Origin of the sequence: Paenibacillus sp. FSL K6-2393 (assembly GCF_038002545.1) — a bacterium.
In the GTDB taxonomy this organism is placed as follows: domain Bacteria; phylum Bacillota; class Bacilli; order Paenibacillales; family Paenibacillaceae; genus Paenibacillus.
Genome location: NZ_JBBOCU010000001.1, coordinates 5,500,063 through 5,520,966, shown reverse-complemented (window position 1 = coordinate 5,520,966; position 20,904 = coordinate 5,500,063). Strand labels below are relative to the sequence as shown.

Sequence of the window (20,904 nt, the reverse complement as noted above, 5' to 3'; positions counted from 1 at the left end):
TCAAGTATAATAAGGCTAGTTTTGGAGGGCAGGGAAAGTATAAAGATAAGAGAGGTTAGCGGAATGAATATGAAGCATCCAAACAGGGACGATCGTAGGCCGACAGGTAAACAAGTCGAAGCAACCCAGATGGACATCATGAAGGTTTTACTGCAATGCGGAATCGACCCGGAGCGTTGGAACCATTTCGTATCCTCCGTCAACAACAAGCGTCCTTGACACAATAGACAAGCATGGAATGAAAGGGAATTAAGACACAAAAAAAGCCCAGAAGCCAGAGAGGTTATCTCTCGGGAACTGGGTCCTCTTTTCGGGTTTAGTCCATACTGCGTTCCATTCGGACAAACGCAATAAAACGACGTGCCTCTTCTTCTGTTAAGGACTTCCCATCAATCATCAGATCGAAGCGTTCTAACACTTCTTTATCCGACAACTCCAAGGTATCCACGAATTCACGTACATCTTCATCCATCACGACATCGCTTTGCTTTGTACGTCCTATAAGATAATCAATAGACACCTCAAAGATGTCAGCAAGTCTCGTTAACACTTCGAAATCCGGTTTACGACGGTTCTTCTCGTAGTGGGAGAGAGCAGCTCTGGTAATATGAATGGAGCTCGCAAGTTCTTCTTGAGTAAGTCCCCGCTGTTCCCGTAATTCAGCAATGCGATTTCCGTAGCTCATAAGCTATTTCCCCCTGAACGACATCAAATATATATTGAAACAATCCTGAGCCAAGTGTTTGATCAGGGCAGCTTTCCTGCAAAAGAGTAACTCCTCATGTGTTTCCTTTAACCCATTTCCATTTGTAAATAGGTCTGTCTAAGGACATCTCAAATTGTCGTAAATCAAAAGAACCATGTCCAAATACCGCTTGACATGATACGTATTGTATCGTAAATTGGACGTATGGAGTTACAAAATGTATCATTTGGAATATTTTAAGTATCTCCTTGTTGCCTGGACCATATACCTGTGAGAAGGAAGTGGAGGCAGTCCATGTAGGCTAATCCATTCTAAAGGAATGAAATCATGTATTCAATAATTCAGGAATGGGCTGATATGAAATTAAATGTCCATATGTACATTCAGGAGTTTCATGGGAAAATGATAGACCGCAAAAGACGCCCTGTTCTGTTACTTGGAATGGACACTCAAGCAATCACCTTCCTGAGCGACCTGAAGTTGCCGGTATCATCAGAAATGCTCATTGGTTTGGATGTTGAAGATCAACATGTATGTGTACGACTTCACGCAAGGTTGCAATGGAAACAGCCCTTCGGAGAGCTCACAATGTATCATTCAAACTTGCATATTCAGCACGAACAGAAACTATATATAACTGGACAGTTAAACACAATGCTTACTGAAGTTCAGTTTCCCGCGGTTTCCCGTTTTCAGTATGAAAAGGCAACAGAACAAAAGGCTCTGCAGGAACCCTATCATTACATTGATTTCACCATATAATTCCAAGCGATTCTTAACATTTTCTGAACAAAACATGTACTTAACGCCATTTTACTATATTTCATAGCGTTATGCATTAGTTCTTTAACACCAAAAGCATTTGCGCAATGAATAAAGGGGCGAGGGGGCTCATACTATTTCAGGAAGTTTGGATATGGTTGAAATGCACTGCCACATATTATCCGGCCTAGATGATGGTCCTGTTCGAATGGAGCAGTCCGTTGCGATGGCTGAGAAGGCGGCAGCCTCAGGAATTACCTCCATTATTGCTACTCCGCATCACCTGAACGGGCAATACAACAATGAACCGATGGTGGTCAATCAGGCCGTGAACCTGCTTCATGCAGAACTTCGCAAACGTAACATTCGCCTGGAGATCCGTCCCGGACAGGAGATCAGGGTGCATGACAACCTGATTGGAGACTTATATGCAGGAAAGTGCTGCACACTCGCCGGAAGTCGTTACATGTTGCTGGAACTGCCCTTTGGTCATATTCCCTCACAGTTCCCCAGGATACTGCATGAATTACGAATAGCGGGAATTACCCCTATTATTGCTCATCCGGAACGCAATCGTGTCATTTTGAAGAAGCCAAAGTTGTTGGCTGATTACTTGAGTCAAGGCGGACTATGTCAGCTCACAGCTCAATCTTTCACTGGGCTTTTCGGATGGAAAGTTCGGCAGTGGTGTTTTCATTTTTGCAAAGAAAACGGGTTTCATTTCATTTCATCAGATGCACATGATACGTGCAAAAGGACATTTGCCATAAGTGAAGGAGAGCGGGCCATCGAGCGTCGATTTGGAGCTGAAGCCGTTAAAAGGCTGGCAGAGAATGCGTCGCACATTCTATCGAATTCGTGTCTGGTCACAGAACGCTGGAAACCTCGCAAATGGCTGCTGTCCATCTGGTAGTTACATAGATAGATCACAACGTATAGGAGGAATGAAAGTGGAACTGAAAGGATATTTTCGACTCTTACAAAAGAAACTGTGGTTGATTGTTGCAATTGCTTTGATAGCCGGTGTGGGTGCAGGGGTCAAAAGCATTTTCTTCACCCAGCCCATCTATGAGGCAAGTTCCAAACTGATCGTGAACCAGACCTCTAACGTTCAAGGCCAGGCGATGATGGACTTCAGCATGATTCAAACCAATATCAAACTCATTAACTCATACAGAGAAATTATTAAATCTTCCGCCATTATGGATAAAGTCGCTACCACGTATCCAGACCTAGGCTTAACCTCTGCTCAGCTCATGAATAGCACCTCCGTCTCTACAGCCAGCGAATCCCAAGTGATGAGCATAACTGTACAAGGGACTACCTACGAAAAAGCCGCAAAAACGGTCAATGCCATCTCCAACGTGTTCCAATCTCAAATCCCCCTAATCATGAAAATCGATAATGTGGCTATCCTCAGTGAAGCAAAAGTGGATAGTAACGCATCTCCAATCAATATGAAAACCACATTAAGCATCATTGTCAGTCTGTTCGCAGGTCTTGTGCTCGCGATTGCACTTGTATTCCTGATGGATTATCTGGATGACACATTCAAATCCGAAACTGAACTTGAAAAAGAGCTGGGCCTGCCTGTGCTTACAGTGATATCCAAAATGAAAAAAGATGATCTGAAAAATACGAAAAATTACGTATCTCAACAGAAAGTGGGGGATGGCAAATATGTCGCGGCTAACCAATGAAAATAACAGTCTGGTGACCTATTTTAACTCCAAATCTCAGATCTCGGAGGGATACCGTAAATTACGGACGAACATTCAGTTCTCCTCAATCGACAGTCATATCAAAAAAATCATGGTCGCTTCCGCTGAATCCGGCGAAGGCAAGACAACAACCATTAGCAACCTGGCGGTAACCTATGCCCAGGAAGGCAAGAAAGTTCTGCTGATCGATGCGGATCTGCGGAATCCTTCCTTGCACCAGGTATTTTCTGTACCGAATCATATCGGTCTTAGTAGTGTGCTGTCTAATCAGTACAGTGTTGAAGACGTGCTTAGAGAGAGCTATATCGATAATCTCCAATTGTTCACTTCTGGCCCAATTCCGCCGAACCCTTCCGAGATGATTGGTTCCAACCGGATGAAAAGGCTGATTGAGAAGTTAGAGGATCAATATGATGTCATCATGTTTGATACACCGCCGGTGCTCGCGGTAACGGATGCACTCATTGTGAGTTCGCTGTGTGATGGCGTGCTGCTGGTCGTGAACTCGGGCAAGGTCAAGAAGGAATTGGTGAAGAAGACCAAGGCTGCTCTGGAGCATGTGAATGCACGAATCCTGGGCGCAATCCTAAACAATATCAAAAACGTTGCAGTTCCGGTGGGCTACGGAGAGAAGTAAACCTTCCATCCAATGCTCCCAAGTAAACAGGTAATGTCTACTGCACCTTTATCACTGTAGGCACTCGGTCATGCTGTGGGTTCAATGAACCTTAGACGTTAATCGTCGAAGGTATGACGTGAGGACGGGTTAGATGCCCTGGTTCAACTTTTATCAAACTAAAAAAAAAGAGGATAGGGTGGTATTTATGAAAAAAGTGAGAAAAGCAATCATTCCTGCAGCTGGACTAGGTACACGATTTTTGCCAGCCACAAAAGCGATGCCCAAAGAAATGCTCCCTATTGTGGACAAACCAACTATACAATATATCGTTGAGGAAGCCATTGCCTCTGGAATCGAAGACATCATCATCGTAACCGGTAAAGGGAAGCGGGCAATTGAAGATCATTTCGACAACGCTTTTGAACTGGAGCACAACTTGCTGGAAAAAGGGAAACTGGGCTTGCTTGAAGAGGTTCGCAAATCTTCTAACGTGGATATCCACTACATAAGACAAAAAGAGGCCAAAGGACTTGGTCATGCTGTCTGGTGTGCACGTAACTTTATCGGTGACGAACCTTTTGCCGTGTTGCTCGGAGATGATATCGTCGTATCGGAAGTTCCATGCACCAAACAATTGATTGATCAATATGATCAGGTTCAACATTCCATTGTTGGCGTACAAACCGTACTTGCTGAACAAACAGACAGATACGGCATTGTGGACCCGCTTCAATCGGATGGCCGTTTGACAGAGGTTCTCAGGTTCGTAGAGAAACCTGCCCAAGGCACAGCGCCTTCCAACCTGGCGATTATGGGGAGATACGTACTGAGTCCAGAGATTTTCGAACATCTGGAGCAACAAGAGATTGGTCAAGGGGGAGAGATTCAATTAACAGATGCGATTCAGCGTTTAAATGAGACACAAGGAGTGTATGCTTACGATTTCGAGGGAGTGCGTTATGACGTGGGCGAGAAACTGGGATTCATTTTGACAACCATCGACTTCGCTCTTCAAAAACAGGAACTTAGAATTCCAATGCTGCAAGCTCTGCAACAGATTCTGGAAAAAGAGTCGGTAGAACATGCAGCCGGGGGGGAGTTTGAATGAGTCCATCTCCCCAATCGAAGGAAGCGGAGATTGTTATGGACCCAAGTCTGGGGTACAATGCATCAACGATGTCAGGACAAAATGCGGATAAAGTGTATCTATTTATGAAAAGAATGCTCGATTTGCTGGGTTCTTTCATAGGTTTGATCATTTTGTGCCCCTTGTTTGCGGTCATCGGATTACTGATCAAAATCGAGGCCCCGCAGGGGTCTGTTTTTTTTCGTCAGGTACGGGTCGGACAGAATGGAAAAGAGTTTCACATGTACAAATTCAGGTCCATGGTTGCGAATGCAGAAGATCTGCTGGAACAATTGATTGATCAGAATGAAGTGAATGGAAATATGTTCAAAATGAAAAATGATCCCCGCATTACCCGAATTGGCAAGTTCATTCGGAAAACCAGTCTGGATGAGCTGCCTCAGTTGTGGAACGTGTTCAGAGGAGAGATGAGTCTCGTTGGACCCAGACCGGCTCTGCCCAGAGAAGTGAAGAACTACACTTCCTATGACAGACAACGCCTTCAGATGATCCCGGGATGTACGGGATTATGGCAAGTCAGCGGTCGAAATAGTGTTGGTTTTGAGGAAATGGTGGAGCTGGATCTGACGTATGCCCGTGAGCGCAGCATGATGGTGGATATCAAAATTATCTTCAGAACGTTCAAGGTGCTGATAGGTTCGAAGGATGCGTTTTGAAACACGATTCTGGCTTTAAGGTGGCATAGCAGATATGCAAAAGACCGGTATACTTGCTGCATTGAATATGAAGTCGTTTAATATCATTCTTTTTTCGCTGGTAATTGTCTTCGCAGCAATCTATCTTCCGTTAGTTTCGGTTGTTGCACTTATAGCTGTGATTCTGCTGGGCGTTTATATTAAACAGCCCAGCTGGATTTTTATGATTCTCATTGTAAGTTTTTCATTGTCCATTGATAAAATATTTAGCATTCATCTGGCAGGACTGGATTCGCTGTCCTTCTACAAGCTGGCGATTCTGGGTTTTGTCGTCTCTCTTTTTTTACGCTTTGGTATTCGTAAAGAGTTGATCTATCCTGCACTGGCGATTGGTTTTTTATTTGTAGAGAGTTATTTTCTATCTGATCTGCCCAGTAAGGTTAGTCCGCTCGATCCATTCAAGGCCTTTCTGGGAGTCATTGTTCCTTTTTTGTTGCTGATGCCCCATTTTTCAAGAGAGATCAGTCAACGAATTATACGTGTACTCGCATGGTTGCCGCTGTTCAGTCTTGCTGGTGGTTATATTCTGCAACTCGCCGGCATATTGTCCATTACTAACCTGGAGATGTCGGGTGTAACCCGGTTACAAGGAGCTAACATCGCCGCGCATCTGGCCATGTTGTGTTTTATCTCCATCTGTGTCTGTCTGATTCAGATCAAGCAAGGCCATCAGGTTGTTCTGTATTACATGCTTACCTTGACACATCTGGTTATTCTGGTCCAGACGGGAACAAGGGGGCCGCTTATTGCGCTTATTCCGATTATACTGGTCTATCTTTTTGATCAACTGAAAGCCTTCATCAAAGGCAGAGTCAGTGCCATTATTCCTCTCATTCTGTTTGTTGTCGCTGTGGCCTATATGGTGATTGCGCAGTGGGACAATTATGAGATGAGGTCAGAGAGCAAAGGCTTGTCTGGAAGGGATGTAGCCTGGAATTATTTTATTGGCAAAGCAAATGAGTATCCGATATTTGGACGTGGACTCGGCTCAACTCTCGTAGCGAATGATGGAAGTATTTTTTCTGGATTCGTCGTTCCGCATAATGAATACATTCGTTTTTATTACGATGGCGGTTTAGTTGGAGCCATCCTGTTGTTTCTAGCGCTGCTGCTGGTGTTCCGGGCCGTGTACTTCCGGTTGAGCGGCATGATCCGGTTGTATTTTGCCGGAATGATTATCGGTTTCCTGACCTATTCCTTTTTTGACAATACCCTGTCCACGGTTCATCTGATTGCTCCATTCTGTATCTTCCTGAACGCGTTATATGCTACGGGAAATGGAGTCCATTCCAAGTCAGGGGCCGAAGCAGAAGTGGGTATACAGATACAGCGAGCCAAGGACGTATCCTTTTCAAAGGAGATTAGAACATGAAGGTCTGTTTGATCAGTTCTACAGGCGGTCATTTTGATGAATTAACCAAAATTATTCCTGCGGTTGAAGAACATGATTATTTCCTGATTACCGAGAAAAATAAAAGCAGAAAAGTAGAATCAACACAGGGCAAAGTATACTTCTTAATGCAGCAAGAGCGTAAAAATGCGATGTTCTTGCTAATCTTTGTGGCTAATATTATCAAGTCGTTCTTTCTATATCTGCGTGAGCGTCCAAAGGTGATCATTACAACAGGGGCGGGAGCTACCTACCCTTTTTGCCTCATCGGTAAAATCTTCGGTGCCAAGCTGATTTATATCGAAAGTTATGCCAAAATCTATTCCTCCAGCGCAACCGGGAGATTGATGTACAAAATCTCGGATGAGTTCTTCATCCAATGGGAAACGTTGCAGGATAGCTATCCCAATGCGAAGTACAGGGGGGCTTTATTTTGATATTTGCTATCGTTGGAACCCAGCGTTTTCCCTTCAATCGGATGTTTGAGCTTATTGATGAGGCGATTGAGGCAGGAATAATTGAAGAAGAGGTTGTTGCCCAATCCGGATATACCGAGTATAAGCCGCGAAATTTCACTGTGATTCCTTTCCTCACGCAGGAAGAGATGGATGAATATGTGGAGCGCAGCAGATGCATTATTTCTCATGCGGGTGTTGGCTCCATTACAAATTGTCTTGAACGTGGCAAGCCGGTTATTGTCATTCCACGCCGGAAAGAATGGGGCGAACATGTGGATGACCATCAGCTTGAGATCTCCAAGGTTTTTCAGGATAACGGCTATGTGGCCGTCGCGGAGAGTCAGGCTGAATTGCAAAACTTGGTTCCTTGCATAGAGGAGCTGACGTTCCAGCCCTATGTGAGAAAACAGTCTGATCTGATCTCATCCATTAAAAATTACGTGAATAGTCTGTAAGTGGTCTGAAGATTAACCATGAAAAAAGGAGTCTATCATGAAACCAAAAGTATTGGTTGTTGGATCATCCTTGAAGGATATGGGTGGAATTGTGAGTGTCATCAAAAACATTGAGGATTCCTCCATCTCGGAAATGTATGCTATGCAGCGGGTCGAGACATATATCACGGGCAGCGTATTCTCACGGCTGCTTATTTTTATACGGGGATTCATTCAATTCTGGATGAAACTGTACACGTTTAAGCCGGATATCGTGCATATTCATATGGCGAACAACGGGAGCTTTTATCGGAAGTCTCTATTTCTGCTAACGGCACGAAAGTTGTTTCGAAAGTCAGTTATTCTGCATATTCATGCGGCCAGCTTTGATGATTTCTACAATCAATTTTCTCTGCAGCGCAAGTATTGTCACTACATTCTGAATCAGGCAGATAAGTTGATTGTCTTGTCCCAGACGTGGAAAGAATACTTTGCTACGATTGTGCCGGAGACAGCGATTGAGGTTCTTTATAACGGGGTCTTTGTCAAAGAACCGTTTGTGAGAGAACAACAGGCAGCCGTTAATGCTCTCTTCATGGGCAGACTGGGTGAGCGAAAAGGAGTCTACGATCTGCTTCAGTCCATTCAGCAATTGAAGGCGCTGGGCGTTACAGCTACCTTTAATCTGGCAGGGGATGGTGAAGTCGAAGAGGTCAAAGCAATCGTGCAGCAGTATGGAATAGAGGATCGTGTCAATGTACTCGGCTGGATTAACGGAGAGCAAAAGGAAAAGCTGATGCGGGAAGCGGATCTACTGGTCCTGCCTTCTTATCATGAGGGATTACCTATGGCCATACTTGAAGCAATGAATTGTGGCTTGCCCATTATATCGACCACCGTCGGAGGCATCCCCGAAGTGATTACATCCGGTCATAATGGGCTGTTAATCGAGCCGGGAGATGTGCACGGGCTGACATCAGCGCTGGAATATCTCATCATGGATGAAGAGGTTAGAGCGGGAATGGGTTCACATAACAGAGAGATTATATCGGATAAGTTCGATATGAATCTTCTCGTAGGCAGATTGTCAGGAATATATGATGCACTTCAAGTGAAGGTATCCTAGTGAACAGGAAAAGGTGATGAAATGAACCCCTTGGTATCTTGCATCATTACGACCCATAATCGGGCCGAGTTATTGAAAAATGCGTTGAGAAGTGTACGTGAGCAAACACATCCGTATCTGGAAATTTTCATAGTAGATGATGGTTCAGAAGATCAGACGCCAGAAATCTGTCAGGCTTGGACACGGGAAGATTCACGGATTCGGTACATCCGGGTTCCATATCCCAAAGGAGCCAACCATGCACGGAATGTAGGGATATCCCAAGCCAATGGTAAGTACATTGCCTTCCTGGATGATGATGATGAATGGATGTCTGACAAAATAAAAACCCAGGCGGAAGTGCTGGAGCGTACACAGGAATCATTCACCTTTTGCAGCAAGTATCTCGCATACACGAATGAGCAGCATCAGGTGGTCAAACGGAAATTGTCGGTGGAACCTCGCGATGTTATTCGGTATGAGGATCTGCTTACATTCAACTGGATCGGGGAAACGTCCAAAATCATGGTACTTACCTCACTGGCCCGTGAAGTTCGATTCGATGAAAATCTGACATCCGCTCAGGATTATGACTTTTATCTACGCATATTGAAACGAGGCTACATCGCCGTGAATGTGAAAGAACCGCTGGTGGATATCAACATCCACAGTGGACCACGAATTTCAACCTCTACAACGGCCAAGTACAAGGGCCAACGCAAGATTATTTTGAAATACTACAATGACATGTCCAAGGAACAGAAGCGCCGTCAGTTACACCATTATCGAATGCTCGAATGGTCGAGAAATACGCTTCGCAATAACGTTTATTTGAAAAAAGCACTGTCGCTGTATCCCTGGTGGAAAGATTGGGTGCTGCTCAAGCGTAATACCAAGATCATGATGCAAGGGTTTCTAATGAGATTTCATGCAAGACGCGCAGTTGGTACGTATACAGAGGAACCTGTGCGAATGAAACTAAAGTAAGAGGTGCCTGGATGGAAAATCCGACGGTGTATATGCTGCCCAAGATGATTGAGAACAATAAATTCAATGAGCTGTTATCCGATTCCATTGAGAACAAGGGATGGGAAGTAAAACAGTTTACCAAAAAAGATCTAATCAAACTGAGAAAAAATGATGTGCTGCATTTTCATTGGCCCAGCTTCTATTACAGAGGTTCGTCCGTGCTGACAACAGTGATCAAATCGATTCTGTATGTATTGATGATTTGTTTTGCACGCTTGCGAGGGGCCAAATTGTTCTGGACGGTGCATAACATCTGGCCTCACAACAGCGGCAAGACGCGGTTCGATTATTGGATGAGAAAAATACTGGTCCAAAATTGCTCCAAGCTGATTGTCATGGGTAAACCCCTGATCTCTGAGATCTGTTCGACGTTTGGGATTGATTCCAGCCGGATCGAGGTTATTCCGCATGGACATTACAAGGGAGTGTATCAGGGGAAAGGCGTGAATATCCGCTCCCGGTTTGGCATCCCGGAGGATAGTTATGTGTATGCGTTCTTCGGTCAGGTGTCGCCGTACAAGGGCGTGGATGATTTGCTGGAGGCATTCAAGGATCTGGATTCCGAACAAGCCCATCTGTTGATTGCCGGTAAAAAGGTAAAGGATTATGACCTTGGAGATGAATTTCTCAAGAGCGGACATATTCATACCCATTTTCATTTCATTGAAGATGATGAATATTCGGACTATTTTGATGCAGTCGATTCGATCATTCTTCCTTATAAACAGATTGCAACTTCTGGCAGTGCAATTCTGGCATTGACCTTCTGTAAACCGGTGGTGGCACCACGGATTGGCTTGTTGGAGGAATACCTGCCGGAAGATTGTGCGGTACTCTATGAACCTTCGGATCCGGATGGATTGCTCAAGGCAATGAATATGATCCGATTAAAACAATCGGAGTTTCAGGAAGGCAGTGGTTTTGTCAAAGCGTTGGAGCGGCTGGATTGGCCAGTGATTGCCCAAAGGACACTTACCCTGTACTCCAGTTAGTGCAGATGAACGGGTGGACCTAATTGAAAAATATGGGGATGAAATGATGAAGGTAACCGTCGCGATCTGTACGTATAACCGTGCACATGATGCGGTAGAGGCCATACGAAGTGCAATACAACAGAATTACGCAAGCAGCGACTATGAGATCATACTCATTGATAACAATTCGAAAGACAACACACGGGAAATCGTGCTTCAAACCATCTTGCAGCATGAGAACCATTCGATCCGGTATGTGTTGGAAGAAAAGCAAGGCTTGTCTGTAGCCCGTAACCGGGCCATTCACGAGGCGCGCGGCGAGTATATCCTGTTCCTTGACGATGATGCCTTTGCTTGCAGGGATTGGATTCGCCAGATCGTTAGCGTGTTTGAGATGAATGAAAATATCGGTTGTGTCGGAGGCAAGATTGATCCGATCTGGGAAGTGCCTGAACCAATGTGGATTCCACCCGAGAACAGGTCACTATTCACCATTCTGGATTTTGCAGATGAAGTCACTGAGATGAAAAGTCCTTATATTCCATTTGGTGCAAATGTGGCTTTTCGTTTATCCGTCTTTGATCAACTGGCTCCCTTCCGTGAAGACCTTGGAAGAGTGGGGAACAATCTTCTCTCTAGTGAAGAGAGTGAGTTAATTGCAAGAATACGGACAAAGTTCAAGGTATATTACACGCCGTACGGCGCGGTACAACATAAAGTAGCCAAAGAGCGAACAACAAAGAACTGGTTTCTGCGCCGAATCTATTGGCAAGGTGTGAGTGATGCCATTCGGGATCAGGACCGTGGTGTTGTGCGTACGGCCAAACATGGGATCAAGCTTGCACAGGGGATCACAACCTCACTGATCTACATTTATAATGCAGATCGGTTCACACGTCAGCTTGCCAAAGTATGTTACCGAAACGGCATGATCGTTGGGTCGCTTCGTCAAAACAGTAAGGGATGAGGATCGCTATGGCGCAAGTTGCACTTCGCAAAGTATTCAGAGGAAACGGCTTAATGAGTGCCATATTTCAGACAAGTGGAACCAATCTGCTGGTCATGACACTGACGATGTTGTCTTCCATTTTGACGTCACGCATGTTCGGGGTAGAGGGAAAGGGCGCATTCTCGGCCATTCTATTCTGGCCTGCGCTCTTAACCGGATTGGTCGGATTCGGACTACCAACTTCTATCATTTATAACATCAAACAGAGCGCAACCGAGAAGAGTGCACAGTATGTTCGGTTAAGCTTTCTTTTTCAAGTTCCGGTGTGCATCATCATTGGTATTGTGGCCTGGTTTGGATTACCTTTCTGGCTCTCCAGCTTTCCGCCGGAGGTCGTGCAGATATCCAGATGGTATACGATTGCTACTGTTCCTGTACTTATTGTCATCAATCTCATATCAGCACTCTCGCAGAGTCGGGAGAAATTCGCTGTATATAATGGTATCCGGTTAATGATCCCCCTGTTTAATGTAGGCGGGCTTTTTGTGTTATGGGGCCTGGGCATGCTGAGCATTCAGCTCGCGGCTGCGATCTATTTTGTAACCAGCTTCTCCGTGGTGGCGTGGGCTATCTATGCCAACCGTAATGAATTGAGACTGAGATGGTTCAAGGATCGGGTGGACCAGAGTTCGGCGAAAAAGCTTTTTGGTTATGGCAGCAAGGTGTATGGTGTTGAATTGTTAGGAACGTTGTATACCCAGTTTGATAAAATCATTATTTTGGCTTTGCTCACCCCGCGTGACTTTGGACTGTATTCCGTCGTATTTGCGTTATCCCGAATCTATAACGCAGTTCAGACGGCGATTAGCAATGTTGTTTTCCCAAAAGTGACCGGATTGCCCCAAGAGCAGATTATTCGAACAGTTGGCAGAGCCTTCCGCATCTCGCTCATGGTCATGATGATCATTGTAATACCCACCATGTTTGTGGGGAACTACCTGATGGGTCTTCTGTTTGGCTCCGAATTTTTGGAGGCGAGCGTAGCATTTTATATTTTGGCTGTGGAATGCATTATTGGTGGTGGCTCCTGGATTCTGGCATCCGCGTTTAATGCACTTGGTCGGCCTGGACTTGTGATGATCAGACAGCTCATTGCACTCTCGGTGACGGTGGCTTTGTTCTTTGTATTCACCCCGCTGTGGGGGCTCAACGGAATTGCGATTGCCTTATTGATCGGGTCCATTGTGCGAATGGTGGTTACTGTGGCCGCGATGAAGATTGTATTTAAGGTGAAGTTTGCCGCCATGTTCTATGACAAGGAAGATATACCGTTTCTCTATGAACGGTTAAACAAAAAAAGAAGAAGAGTCACCCAAGGAGGAGATGGAGATGCTGGGCACTAACAATATTCATCCAATGGAAGAGTTGAAGGGACATTTACGTCAGATTTTGAAGGTCATTCCACCGCGTACCGAAATCTATTATTTGGATTACCCGGTGCATAGCAATGGTGGCGACTTGTTGATTATGAAAGGTACTGAGGCTTTCTTCCGGGACAATGATATTCAAGTACGTGCCAGATACAGCATTCTGGATTGCCCTTTGTCCCTCAAGGTTCCGGAAGGTATAACGATCGTGTTGCACGGGGGAGGTAACTTTGGTGATCTGTACCCTGCCCATCAGAAATTGAGAGAACGAATGATTGCACAACATCCGAATCACCGGATTGTCATTCTGCCACAGACGATGTTTTACAAGAGTGATATTGAATTGAAGAAGACAGCCCAAGTATTCAATCGTCATAAGGATGTGCACTTTTTTGTCCGGGACACCTTATCTTATGAGATAGCCAGTAAAGAATTTCAACAAACCAATGTGTACCTTTCTCCGGATATGGCGCATCAATTGTGGCCTCTGAAGTCCAAAAGCAAGCCTACTGCGGAGATGTTATATTTTTTCCGTAAAGACATTGAGAAGACTCAGAATCAGGTGCATTACGAATCCGTCAGTGGACCCAAGGCTACGTTTAAAGACTGGGAGACATTGTACAACCGGGTAGACCGGAAGATCATTCGAATGATTACATCCCGGTTGAAGTCAGGGAAAGGCAGCTCTTTCGCCCGCTGGTTGTGGTACAAATACTCTGATCGGATGGTACATACGGCCATTAAGGAATTCAATAAATACCGAACCATCACAACCTCCCGTCTGCATGGACATATTCTGGCCTGTCTTTTGGATCAACCGAATATCCTGCTGGATAATTCATATGGCAAGAACTCGAATTATTATGCAGCCTGGACCAAGAACAATCCAGCAGGCAGACTTGAATCCAATCAGACCAGCACCTATAACAAGCAAACGGAGACCGGCAAGGCAGCAAGCAAGGTCGTATTGTCGGATGGTGCAGCCCTATGAGAAGCATTCTGTTATCCGGCGGTTCTGGCAAGCGTCTCTGGCCGTTATCCAATGATTCCAGATCCAAGCAATTTCTTAAAGTGCTTCATGGACCAGAAGGTATTCCCGAATCCATGGTACAGCGGGTATGGCGACAGCTGAATCATGCCGGACTTGCATCAGAGGCGCTGATCGCAACCAGTTTGCCACAGGTCGAAATTCTGACTTCTCAGCTGGGAGACGATGTGAGACTGGTCGTGGAGCCTGAGCGCAGAGACACGTTTCCTGCCATTGCACTGGCAGCCTCCTATCTGTATTCCGTAGAGAGTGTGAGTTTGAATGAGACGATTGCGGTGTTGCCGGTAGATCCCTTTGTTGAAAAAGAATTCTTCGAAGTGCTCGCAACCTTGCCGGAGATGCTCGATAAGTCAGGTGCCGATCTGGCCTTAATGGGAGTTGTGCCGACGTATCCATCAGAGAAGTACGGATATATCATTCCACAATCCCTATCTTCCAGTGAGAATAACAATGAATACGTGAATGTAGCGAAGTTCCAGGAGAAACCCTGCGAATCCGATGCGGCCCTCATGATGGAGCAGGCGGCATTATGGAATTGCGGGGTTTTTGCTTTTAAGCTGGGTTATTTGATCAATCTGCTGATTGAGATGGAACTGCCGATCCAGTACGACGAGATGCTGAAGCAATACGGAAGATTGAATAAGATCAGTTTTGATTACCAGGTTGTCGAGAAGGCAAATCAGATTATCGCTATTCCGTATAACGGCTTCTGGAAAGATCTAGGCACGTGGAACACACTCACGGAAGAGATGGGAAGCTCGGTTGTAGGAAAAGGGTGGATTACGGGAGATTCCCTGAATACGCACCTGGTCAATGAATTGAACATTCCGGTTGCCATATTGGGATTGTCGGATGTGGTGGTCGCCGTGAGTCCGGATGGCATTCTGGTCAGTGACAAAGAAGCCAGCCCACGTATCAAGGAAATCTTGAAGAATGAGGATCAACGCCCCATGTATGAGGAGCGTAGGTGGGGGTGCTACAGGGTTCTGGATTACACAAGAAACGAAGCTGGCGGCGAAGTTCTCACCAAACGAATCTGCATCAGTGCCGGGAAAAACCTGAGTTATCAATATCATCTGCTCCGCAATGAGGTATGGACGGTTGTATCGGGAACAGGGGAATTGATTCTGGATGGGCAGAGCCGAATGATCGGGCAAGGAGATACGGTGATCATTGACCGGAGTATGCTTCATTCCGTCAGAGCCGTTACGGAACTGGAGATCATTGAAGTACAGATCGGCAGCCAGCTGATTGAGGAAGATATCGTTAGAGTGTCTACCGAATGGCAGGACATTGTTCAGACATATGTGAAGCACGCGTAACAACACATTAGGACATGGGGGAGATTATGGAATGAATATTACGGTGATTGGCACAGGGTATGTGGGTTTGGTATCGGGCGTATGTTTTTCGGAACTGGGAAATAACGTGATCTGTGTAGACAACAATGTGGAAAAAGTGAATATGTTAACGGACGGTCATGTTCCGATCTATGAACCGGGTCTGAAGGACATTATGAATGCCAATATGAAAGCAGGAAGGCTGACCTTCACGACCAACATTCAGGATGCCATCAGTCGTTCGGATATTATTATCATCGCGGTCGGAACGCCGTCCCTGCCGAATGGCGAAGCGAATCTGAGTTATATTGAGCTTGTTGCGCGAGAAATTGGTTCTTATATGGATAATTATAAAATAATAATGACTAAAAGCACTGTTCCTGTCGGAACCAACGATCGCATTCAGGAATGGATCAGCAGTTTGACGAATCACCCATTCGACATGGCATCGGTACCTGAGTTCCTGCGGGAAGGTACCGCTGTACAGGACACACTTTATCCTGACCGGATAGTCATTGGCACACATAGCGAACGGGCGGTTGCTACACTGAAGGAGCTGCACCAGCCATTAACCGATCAGATTATTGTTACGGATATTCGCTCGGCCGAAATGATTAAATATGCATCCAACGCTTTCCTGGCAACCAAGATCTCATTTATCAACGAAATCTCTAACATCTGTGAAAAAGTAGGAGCAGATGTCAGCCGCGTTGCCGAAGGCATGGGCTATGACAGACGAATCGGTGCCTCCTTTCTCAAGGCAGGCATTGGTTATGGAGGATCCTGTTTCCCTAAGGATACACAAGCTCTGATTCAAATTGCAGGTAATGTGGATTATGACTTCAAACTGTTGAAATCCGTAGTGGAAGTGAACAAGGATCAACGCTTCAACGTCATTCGCAAACTGGAAGACGCGTTGGGCTCACTCGAAGGCAAGGAGATTGCGATCTGGGGGCTCGCCTTCAAGCCGGATACCGATGATGTTCGTGATGCTCCGGCCATTGAGATCATTCAGCGTTTGCTTGAGCAGGGAGCAGTGATTCGTGCGTATGACCCCATTGCTACCGAGAACTTCCGCAAAGAGGTGGATTCCCCATCCATAACGTGGGAAGAGCGTGCCTTGAATGCGGCAGAAGGCGCAGATGCACTCTGTGTTCTGACCGAATGGAAAGAGTTCATGGAGGTCAATCTGACCGAGTTGGCAAGCCATATGAATCAACCCATCCTGATTGATGGAAGAAACATCTACGGAGAAGATCAGATCCAAGCTACGTCCTTCCAATATTACTCCGTTGGTCGTCCGGGTTTAACCAATATAGATGGAAGAAAAACGGCAGTCATCTGACGGAGGCCTATACCATGAGACGCGGGATCAAAATAACATTAGGTGCCATTTCCCTTGTTGCAGTTGTCATGATTGGATATTCTGTGTATCTGTATCTGCATGTTAAATCAGCGGCAGATCAAATGTATGAACCCCGGGAACCCATCAAGCAGGTATCTATTGTTGACCAGAGGGGCGGGGGAGATTTCCCTGTAGACATGGAGAATGAGGAACCTTTCAATGCTTTGATTCTGGGTGTGGATGAGCGCTCCAATGATCGGGGACGCTCCGACACCATGATTGTATTGAGTGTTAACCCTGCGAAACATTCTGTCCTCATGTTTAACATCCCCCGGGATACCAGAACAAGTATTGTAGGGCATGGTACGGAGGATAAGATCAACCACGCTTATGCATTTGGTGGCGTTAACATGTCTGTGCAAACCGTGGAACAATTGCTTGGCGTTCCCATACATTACTACATGAAAGTGAATATGGAGGGCTTTGCACAAGTCATCGACATGGTTGGTGGAGTGAATGTGAATAACCCGTTTGCATTTGACTATGAGGGTTACCGGTTCGAGCAAGGGAATATTCATCTGGATGGTGCAGCAGCTTTGGGATTTTCGCGAATGCGTTATGATGATCCGAAGGGAGATCTCGGGCGTAATGACCGTCAGCGGGAGATTATCAAACAAGTGCTGAAGAATACGGTTCAAGTATCCAACGTGTTGCAGCTGGAGACATTGCTGGACGAAGTCAGCGCACATGTGAGAACCGACGTTACCTTTGATGAAATGAAGCAGATGTTTTCCAATTACCGCTCGGTACTGGATCATATTGAGTCTGTTGAGATCAAGGGCACGGGCAAGAAAATAGACGGAGTGTACTACTATATCGTGGAACAATCGGAACGAGACAGGATACATCAGTTGATTGAAGAACATTTAAAATGATTAGATAGGGCGGTGAACCAGATGCGTATCTCCAGGCTATTGAAATTATCCCTGATTGTGCTGCTCATGTATATGCTCATGATACCCGCAAGTACAAATGTTGTTCAATCAGCTCAAAACTATCAATGGAAAAATATACCCATTGGTGGTGGGGGGTACGTTACAGGCGTGGTCATTCATCCGACTGAGCCTGATCTGGTTTACGCTCGAACTGACGTTGGAGGGGCCTACCGATTGGATGCAGCCTCAGGAGATTGGATCCCGCTACTTGATCATTTTGGCGATGAGGATAGCAATCTGTACGGTGTGGATGGCATTGCGCTGGATCAGCAAAATCCCAATGTCGTGTATATCGCTGCTGGGAAGTACGGTAACGTGGGGCCGAGTGATATTCTGAAATCCACAGATCGGGGAGAAACCTGGATTCGAACCGGACTTAATCTTCGGAATGAATCGAATGGAAATATCCATCGAGCCATGGGAGAGAGCATCGCGGTTAATCCCACGAACTCCAATTACCTGCACGTGGGTACACGATATGATGGATTGTACACTTCCAGTGATGGTGCGGCCACGTGGAGTAAGGTATGGGATGTACCTAGTGGGCTGTCCGGTGAGGGAATTCGAAGTGTAGCTTATGGATTGAATCCCGTGACGAAGCAAGGTCAAGTTGTGTATGCGGGGGTTCGCGGCATTGGTGTGTATAGCAAAGCACCAAGAAGCAATGGGCAGACCACTTGGCAACTTACCGGGAGAAGTCCCGAATATCCTGCACGTATGACTGTGGCGAAGAACGGGACGTTGTATGTGACAACGGATAATCAAGGCGTTTACAAGTTCAATGGTGTGCAGTGGACGAATATAACACCCAGCTCCAGTTACTCATCTTATTATGGAATCACGATTGATCCCAATAATGATAATCACATCCTGGCAGCCGTTCGAACAGGCGGAGATAATCTGCCACTGTATCGTTCCGTTAATGGCGGACAGAGTTGGACAACAGTGAGCAAAACGTTGGTATCCAAACCGTCATGGTGGACACCCAACATGTTTTTCTCAGCGACATCCAGTATCAAGTTTGATCCGCATAACCCGGGCACCGTATATGCTACAGACTGGTTTGGCGTGTACAAGACGGAAAATATCAATGGTACCAATGGATTGACTGGCAGTACTGCGAGTACTTGGGAAGCTATTACCGATGGTCATGAAGAAGTCGTCGCACTCACGGCATCCACACCACCTCAGGGTGTTTCATTCTTTAGTGGTTTAACGGATCAAGTCGGATTTAGACATGAAAATGTAACCGATGTTCCTCTTAATAAAATCCCGCTCTCAGGTATGCGAGAAATTGTAAGTATTGACTATCACGAGGCAAATCCGAATTATATGATATTTCTGGGAAGCAGTGACTGGTATGGTACGACCACACGCTTATTTGTCTCTTCCAATAACGGAGTTACAGTAACCCCGGTAAACGTTCCGGCAGGCTCTACACTGGGGCGGGTGGCCTATTCAGCCATTAATCCAAATGTAATTGTTTATTACCCCCAGACCGGTAATCCGGTCAGAAGCACGAATCGTGGCGCAACATGGCAAAATATGAATGGTGCCCCATTTCAGGCCATTGGGGGGAATATGGTCTTTGCCTATAATCATCCACTGGCTGCGGATCGCATCAATGGATATAAATTTTATATGTATGCTGCTGGTTATCTGTATCGGTCTACGGATGCAGGAGCCAACTGGTCCAAAGCGAATGCGGTTCGCCTTCCTATTAATACGGATATCAATACAAGCTTCATTAAAGTCGAGGCTGCACCTGGCGTGGCGAATAATGTATGGGTGAGTCTGGGAACCGATGGATTATATGCATCAACGAACTCGGGAAATACATTTTCCAAGATCCAGGGTGTGCAGAATTCCAAATTATTTGCCTTTGGTAAAGCGAAGCCAGGTAATTTAGTTCCAGCTGTCTATGTATATGGCACCGTAAATAACGTGAATGGATTCTTCCGTTCCGATGATATGGGGGCAACCTGGAACAATATAGGTCCTTTAGGTACTGGAATCGGGCTGGGCAATGAACCGCAAATTATGGCAGCAGACCGTCAAATCTATGGTCAGGTATATGTAGGTACAAATGGCAGAGGCATGTATGTTGGATCAATAGAATAACGAGTGAGATATGAAAGTGGGGAAGATTAAAATGATGGAGGAGGGCTCCGGGCGCACGAGACAAAAGTATGTACGAAGAACGTACGGATTTCTCATTGCTCTGCTGTTGATTGTGATCTGGATTCTGGTCATCTGGTCCATGTCCACGCAATCCTCTCAACAGCAAGACATTCAGCCGTGGCTTCATAAATGGTCTCAAAAATTGCACATCGGTTTTACACTTCCTGATGTGCAATTCACTTATGGGGAGTATGAGTATTCGCTGAAGCAGAGGCCGTATGATTTTGCAGAGTTCGTCTTTCGCAAGAGTGCACACTTATTTGTATACGCTGTGCTCGCCATGCTTGTGTACGGCGGTCTGCGGTACAGAAGAACATCCCTTATGACCAGTATCGTTTCTGCTCTGGCTGTGGTGTTTGTTATAGCCTCCATTGATGAGTATATTCAGCAGTTCAGCCCGGACCGGACAAGCTCGATACGTGATGTGGGAGTAGACTTGCTCGGCGGCTGCTGTGGGATTGCCATATATGCAGGACTTCAGTCCATTATCCGAAGGATTAGAAAGGGAAAGCATACTTCCATTCACAGTGAGTGATTTCCCAGGAAATTAGATGTATCGTTCAACTTCTACTTGTCTGC

The 20,904-nt window shown here is 45.7% G+C and carries 22 protein-coding genes; 21 read left to right on the top strand and 1 reads right to left on the bottom strand.

What is annotated here, in order from left to right; translation table 11 throughout:
- Positions 1 to 63 precede the first annotated feature (63 nt).
- Positions 64 to 219 (top strand): hypothetical protein, encoded by a 156-nt coding sequence (locus MHI14_RS24620; protein WP_017690128.1) that lies wholly within the window; start codon positions 64 to 66, stop codon positions 217 to 219.
- Positions 220 to 316: 97 nt separating this feature from the next.
- On the opposite strand, the gene MHI14_RS24615 is transcribed toward MHI14_RS24620, so the two are convergent.
- Positions 317 to 685 (bottom strand): helix-turn-helix domain-containing protein, encoded by a 369-nt coding sequence (locus tag MHI14_RS24615; RefSeq protein WP_017690127.1) that lies wholly within the window; start codon positions 683 to 685, stop codon positions 317 to 319.
- A gap of 378 nt (positions 686 to 1,063) precedes the next feature.
- Between MHI14_RS24615 and MHI14_RS24610 the strand changes: the two genes are divergently transcribed.
- The 20 genes from MHI14_RS24610 (at position 1,064) to MHI14_RS24515 (ending at position 20,860) form a co-directional block, all read left to right on the top strand.
- Positions 1,064 to 1,468 carry a hypothetical protein gene (locus tag MHI14_RS24610; RefSeq protein ID WP_133386711.1) on the top strand — a complete coding sequence of 135 codons (405 nt, stop codon included), beginning with the start codon at positions 1,064 to 1,066 and terminating at the stop codon, positions 1,466 to 1,468.
- A 154-nt stretch (positions 1,469 to 1,622) separates the two neighbouring features.
- Complete coding sequence (locus MHI14_RS24605) at positions 1,623 to 2,381, top strand: tyrosine-protein phosphatase (RefSeq protein ID WP_133386712.1); 759 nt, start codon at positions 1,623 to 1,625, stop codon at positions 2,379 to 2,381.
- A 37-nt stretch (positions 2,382 to 2,418) separates the two neighbouring features.
- On the top strand, positions 2,419 to 3,168 hold the full coding sequence (locus MHI14_RS24600) for a YveK family protein (RefSeq protein ID WP_036611336.1): 750 nt from the start codon (positions 2,419 to 2,421) through the stop codon (positions 3,166 to 3,168).
- Positions 3,149 to 3,826: a CpsD/CapB family tyrosine-protein kinase gene (locus MHI14_RS24595; RefSeq protein ID WP_091033856.1), complete on the top strand. Its 678-nt coding sequence runs from the start codon at positions 3,149 to 3,151 to the stop codon at positions 3,824 to 3,826. Before MHI14_RS24600 ends, MHI14_RS24595 begins: the two co-directional genes overlap by 20 nt.
- Positions 3,827 to 4,013: 187 nt before the next feature.
- Entirely contained in the window at positions 4,014 to 4,916 is a 903-nt protein-coding gene (gene galU, locus MHI14_RS24590) for a UTP--glucose-1-phosphate uridylyltransferase GalU (RefSeq protein WP_091035105.1), read from the top strand.
- On the top strand, positions 4,913 to 5,611 hold the full coding sequence (locus MHI14_RS24585; protein WP_091033853.1) for a sugar transferase: 699 nt from the start codon (positions 4,913 to 4,915) through the stop codon (positions 5,609 to 5,611). Before galU ends, MHI14_RS24585 begins: the two co-directional genes overlap by 4 nt.
- A 34-nt stretch (positions 5,612 to 5,645) precedes the next feature.
- Positions 5,646 to 7,022, top strand: a complete 1,377-nt coding sequence (locus tag MHI14_RS24580) for an O-antigen ligase family protein (RefSeq protein WP_341131430.1) — start codon at positions 5,646 to 5,648, stop codon at positions 7,020 to 7,022.
- On the top strand, positions 7,019 to 7,477 hold the full coding sequence (gene pssD / locus MHI14_RS24575; protein WP_341131429.1) for a PssD/Cps14F family polysaccharide biosynthesis glycosyltransferase: 459 nt from the start codon (positions 7,019 to 7,021) through the stop codon (positions 7,475 to 7,477). Before MHI14_RS24580 ends, pssD begins: the two co-directional genes overlap by 4 nt.
- Positions 7,474 to 7,953, top strand: a complete 480-nt coding sequence (gene pssE / locus MHI14_RS24570) for a PssE/Cps14G family polysaccharide biosynthesis glycosyltransferase (protein WP_341131428.1) — start codon at positions 7,474 to 7,476, stop codon at positions 7,951 to 7,953. Before pssD ends, pssE begins: the two co-directional genes overlap by 4 nt.
- 37 nt (positions 7,954 to 7,990) lie before the next feature.
- Positions 7,991 to 9,058 carry a glycosyltransferase family 4 protein gene (locus MHI14_RS24565; protein ID WP_341131427.1) on the top strand — a complete coding sequence of 356 codons (1,068 nt, stop codon included), beginning with the start codon at positions 7,991 to 7,993 and terminating at the stop codon, positions 9,056 to 9,058.
- Between the two features lie 21 nt (positions 9,059 to 9,079).
- Complete coding sequence (locus tag MHI14_RS24560) at positions 9,080 to 10,024, top strand: glycosyltransferase family 2 protein (protein ID WP_133386717.1); 945 nt, start codon at positions 9,080 to 9,082, stop codon at positions 10,022 to 10,024.
- Between the two features lie 11 nt (positions 10,025 to 10,035).
- On the top strand, positions 10,036 to 11,058 hold the full coding sequence (locus MHI14_RS24555; protein WP_341131426.1) for a glycosyltransferase: 1,023 nt from the start codon (positions 10,036 to 10,038) through the stop codon (positions 11,056 to 11,058).
- 46 nt (positions 11,059 to 11,104) lie between these two features.
- Positions 11,105 to 12,007 carry a glycosyltransferase gene (locus MHI14_RS24550; RefSeq protein WP_133386851.1) on the top strand — a complete coding sequence of 301 codons (903 nt, stop codon included), beginning with the start codon at positions 11,105 to 11,107 and terminating at the stop codon, positions 12,005 to 12,007.
- Positions 12,008 to 12,015: 8 nt separating this feature from the next.
- On the top strand, positions 12,016 to 13,392 hold the full coding sequence (locus tag MHI14_RS24545; RefSeq protein ID WP_091033833.1) for a lipopolysaccharide biosynthesis protein: 1,377 nt from the start codon (positions 12,016 to 12,018) through the stop codon (positions 13,390 to 13,392).
- Positions 13,379 to 14,407 carry a polysaccharide pyruvyl transferase family protein gene (locus MHI14_RS24540; protein ID WP_341131425.1) on the top strand — a complete coding sequence of 343 codons (1,029 nt, stop codon included), beginning with the start codon at positions 13,379 to 13,381 and terminating at the stop codon, positions 14,405 to 14,407. The genes MHI14_RS24545 and MHI14_RS24540 overlap by 14 nt, the downstream gene beginning before the upstream one ends.
- Positions 14,404 to 15,786 carry a sugar phosphate nucleotidyltransferase gene (locus MHI14_RS24535; protein WP_341131424.1) on the top strand — a complete coding sequence of 461 codons (1,383 nt, stop codon included), beginning with the start codon at positions 14,404 to 14,406 and terminating at the stop codon, positions 15,784 to 15,786. Before MHI14_RS24540 ends, MHI14_RS24535 begins: the two co-directional genes overlap by 4 nt.
- Positions 15,787 to 15,817: 31 nt before the next feature.
- Positions 15,818 to 17,149 carry a UDP-glucose dehydrogenase family protein gene (locus tag MHI14_RS24530; protein WP_341131423.1) on the top strand — a complete coding sequence of 444 codons (1,332 nt, stop codon included), beginning with the start codon at positions 15,818 to 15,820 and terminating at the stop codon, positions 17,147 to 17,149.
- 14 nt (positions 17,150 to 17,163) lie between these two features.
- A complete protein-coding gene (locus MHI14_RS24525) occupies positions 17,164 to 18,084 on the top strand; it encodes an LCP family glycopolymer transferase (RefSeq protein ID WP_341131422.1) in 921 nt (306 codons plus the stop codon).
- A 21-nt stretch (positions 18,085 to 18,105) separates the two neighbouring features.
- Complete coding sequence (locus MHI14_RS24520; RefSeq protein WP_341131421.1) at positions 18,106 to 20,265, top strand: WD40/YVTN/BNR-like repeat-containing protein; 2,160 nt, start codon at positions 18,106 to 18,108, stop codon at positions 20,263 to 20,265.
- Between the two features lie 10 nt (positions 20,266 to 20,275).
- Complete coding sequence (locus tag MHI14_RS24515) at positions 20,276 to 20,860, top strand: VanZ family protein (protein ID WP_341131420.1); 585 nt, start codon at positions 20,276 to 20,278, stop codon at positions 20,858 to 20,860.
- The last annotated feature ends 44 nt before the right edge of the window (positions 20,861 to 20,904 follow it).